At 73.5% G+C, this 3,664-nt stretch carries 3 protein-coding genes; all 3 read left to right on the top strand.

From position 1 onward, the window contains the following. The first annotated feature begins 282 nt into the window (after positions 1–282). Positions 283–450 (top strand): hypothetical protein, encoded by a 168-nt coding sequence (locus G3I65_RS30780; protein WP_160699218.1) that lies wholly within the window; start codon positions 283–285, stop codon positions 448–450. A gap of 111 nt (positions 451–561) precedes the next feature. Continuing rightward, a complete protein-coding gene (locus tag G3I65_RS30775; protein ID WP_160699217.1) occupies positions 562–2,343 on the top strand; it encodes a chloride channel protein in 1,782 nt (593 codons plus the stop codon). Positions 2,344–2,362: 19 nt separating this feature from the next. Further along, a partial coding sequence (locus G3I65_RS30770; protein WP_160699216.1) for an NAD(P)/FAD-dependent oxidoreductase occupies positions 2,363–3,664 on the top strand: 1,302 nt, incomplete at its 3' end.

The following is a 3,664-nucleotide window of genomic DNA, read 5'->3' as shown; positions in this document are numbered from 1 at the left end:
CGGGCAGCACCGCCAGCTGCCCGGCCGGGTCCGGCTCGCCCAGCTGCGCCGCCGTGCGCACCCCGGGGATCCCCGCCAGCGCCTCCGGCACCGCCACGCCACCACCTCCAGCACCACGTACTCGCACCGGAGACACCCGCGTGAGGAAGCCACAGGCGAACCCAGGAGAATCATCGAACACTTGTTCGCATAGTGCGAGACGGCAGGGCCCCGTGTCAAGCCGGGCTCAACCGATCGGGGACCCCGGGCGTGTCCACGGCACACCCACCCAAGGAGGCAACCGTGAACGACACCACCCCGCCGGACGACCCGATCGGCCCGCCCGCGCTCCCCCGGGCCTCGAACGCCGTCGACCGCCGGCAAGCGCTGACCGGCCGGCGCGAACGGCGGACCGTGCCCGGCGCCACCACGCTGATCACCTGGCCCACCATCGGCCTGCGGGAGGACTGACGCCGGAGGCCCGTGAACCCCGACACTCCAGCGAAGCTCGGCTTGACCTCGATCGTTAGTCGCTACAAGTATTGCACTCCGCAAAACCTTTAGCGACGAACGGAGGCCCTGATGAGCGGCGGAACCCCGCCCCGTGCCACCCACTTGGGTGACTTCCAGGTCCGGCCGCGCATGCTGCTGATCGCCGCGCTCGCCGTGCCCGTCGGCGCCGCCGCGGCGGTGGCCGCGCTCGCGCTGCTGAAGCTCATCGGGCTGATCACGAACCTGGTCTTCTACCAGCGGTTCGACACCGCGCTCGTGGCGCCGGGCGGCAGCGCGCACCCGTGGTGGCTGGTGCTGACCGCGCCGGTGGCCGGGGCGCTCGTCATCGGCGTGCTGGCCCGGTTCGGGTCGGAGAAGATCCGCGGGCACGGCATGCCCGAGGCCATCGAGGCGATCCTCACCGGCGAGAGCAAGGTCGCACCGCGCGTCGCCGTGCTGAAGCCGGTGTCCGCCGCGATCAGCATCGGCACCGGCGGGCCGTTCGGGGCCGAGGGCCCGATCATCATGACCGGCGGCGCCGTCGGGTCGATCCTCGCGCAGCTGCTGCACCTGTCCGCAGACGAGCGCAAGACCCTGCTGGTGGCCGGCGCGGCGGGCGGCATGGCGGCGACGTTCAACGCCCCGCTGGCGTCGATCCTGCTGGCGGTGGAGCTGCTGCTGTTCGAATGGCGGCCGCGCAGCTTCGTGCCGGTCGCCGCCGCCGTCGTGACCAGCACGCTGTGCCGCGGGTTCTTCCTCGGCACCGAACCGGTCTTCGGCCTGCCCGCCGCCCCCGCGCCCGGCCCGGGCGCCGACGTGCTCGCGCTCGTGCCCGGCATCACCGGCGGCCTGCTCGCCATCGCCGCGACGGCGCTGGTCTACCTCGCCGAGGACGGCTTCGCCCGGTTGCCGATCCACTGGATGTGGTGGCCGGCCATCGGCGGGCTCGTCATCGGCGCCGGCGGCCTGATCGAGCCGCGCGCCCTCGGCGTCGGCTACGACGTGATCGACCAGCTGCTCACCGGGCACGCGACGACTTCGCTGATCATCGGCGTGCTGGTGGTGAAGACGCTGATCTGGTCGCTGTCGCTCGGCTCGGGCACGTCCGGCGGCGTCCTGGCCCCGGTGTTCATGATCGGCGCGGCCCTCGGCGCCGCGGAAGGCGGGCTGCTCCCCCACGTGACGGCGGGGTTCTGGGCGGTGTGCGGCCTGGCCGCGGTGGTCGGCGGCGTCATGCGCTCGCCGCTGACCGGCATCGTGTTCACCCTCGAGCTCACCCACGCGTGGAACGCCCTGCTGCCGCTCGTGGTGGCCTCGGTGTCGGCGTACGCGGTGTCGGTGCTGCTGCTCAAGCGGTCCGTGCTGACCGAGAAGATCGCCCGCCGCCGGCTGCACCTCACGCGCGAGTACTCGACCGACCCGCTCGAGGCGTTCTTCGCGCACGAAGTGATGACGGCGAACCCGGTGGTGCTCGACCACGACGAGCCGCTCGCGGACACCCTGCCGCACACCCGTCACGCCACGCTGTACCCGGTCGTGGATGGCTCGCGGCAGCTGGTCGGCGTGACCACCCGGCACGCTTTGCTGACGTCCGAAGGCGAGACGGTCGCCGACGCGACCACGGCGCCGCTGGCGTCGTGCCACCCCGACGAGACGCTCCGCGAGGTGGCCAACAAGCTCGCGGCCGGCCACGTGACCCGGGCGCCGGTCGTCGACCGCGCCGAACCCGGGCGCGTGCTCGGCGTGATCACGCTCGCCCAGCTGCTGCACGCCCGGCGCCGCGACCTCCACGAGGAGCACCACCGCGAGCGCGTGCTCGCTGTGACGCGCGTCGCGGTCACGTCCGCCGCCGCCACCTCGTCCAGGGGGTGAAGCGAGAAAAGAGGACGAAATGCGCCGGATCCTGATCGTCGGTGGCGGGTACGCGGGCTTCTACACCGCCTGGAAGCTGGAAAAGAAGCTGCGGCGCGGCGAGGCCGAGGTCACCCTCGTCGACCCCCGCCCCTACCTGACCTACCAGCCGTTCCTGCCCGAGGTCGTCGCCGGATCGGTCGAGGCGCGGCACGCCGCCGTGTCGCTGCGGCGGCACCTGCGGCGGACCCGGCTCGTCGCCGGGAAGGTCACCGCCATCGACCACGCGCACCACGTGGTCGCCGTGCGGCCGGCCGACGGCGAACCCTTCGAGCTCGGCTACGACACCATCGTCGTCACCGCCGGCGCGGTCACCCGGACCCTGCCCGTGCCGGGCATCGCCGAGCAGGCCATCGGGCTCAAGCACGTCGAAGAGGCCGTCGCGATCCGGGACCGGCTGCTGACCGCGTTCGACCGCGCCGCCGCGCTGCCGGCCGGGCCGGAACGGCGGAAGCTGCTCACCGTCGCCTTCGTCGGCGGCGGCTTCTCGGGCGTCGAGGGCTTCGGCGAACTGCTGTCGCTCGCGACCGCGCTGCTGAAGCGCTACCCCGAACTGCACCGCGACGAACTGGGCTTCCACCTCGTCGAGGCGTCGGGCCGCATCCTGCCCGAGGTCACCGACCGGCCGGGGCGCTGGGTCGTGCGGGAGCTGACCCGGCGCGGCGCGCGCGTCCACCTGGACACGCGGGTGACGTCGGCGGAGGACGGCCACGTGCGGCTCTCGACCGGCGAGGAGTTCGACGCCGGGCTGATCGTCTGGACCGCGGGCAACGGCGCCAACCCCGTGATCGGCAGGCACACCGACCTGCCCGTCGACGAACGCGGCTACCTCGTCGTGCGGCCGGATCTGCGGGTCGAGGGCGTCGCGGACGCCTGGGCCGCCGGGGACGACGCCGCCGTGCCCGACCTCGCCTCGCCGGTGCCGGGCGCGCGGACCGTGCCCAACGCCCAGCACGCCTACCGGCAGGGAAAGCTGTTGGCGCGCAACATCATCGCGACGCTGCGCGGCCGGGCACCGAAGGCGTACGTCCACCACAGCCTCGGCGCCATCGCGACGCTCGGGCTGGGCCGCGGCATCTTCCAGTACCGGCGGCTGGTCGTCACCGGGCTGCCGGCGTGGCTGATGCACCGCGGCTACCACGTGCTCGCCGTGCCCACCTGGGAGCGCAAGGTCCGGGTGCTCGCGGTGTGGCTCACGCAGGCACTGTTCGGCCGCGACATCCTTTCGCTGGCTTCGGTGCAGCACCCGCGGGACGCGTTCGTGGCGGCGGGCCTCCCCCCC

Source organism: Amycolatopsis sp. SID8362, assembly GCF_010550475.1.
GTDB classification, from domain to species: Bacteria; Actinomycetota; Actinomycetes; order Mycobacteriales; family Pseudonocardiaceae; genus Amycolatopsis; species Amycolatopsis eburnea.
Note: the sequence above shows the minus strand (reverse complement) of the source record. Positions and strands in the feature narration are given on the sequence as shown.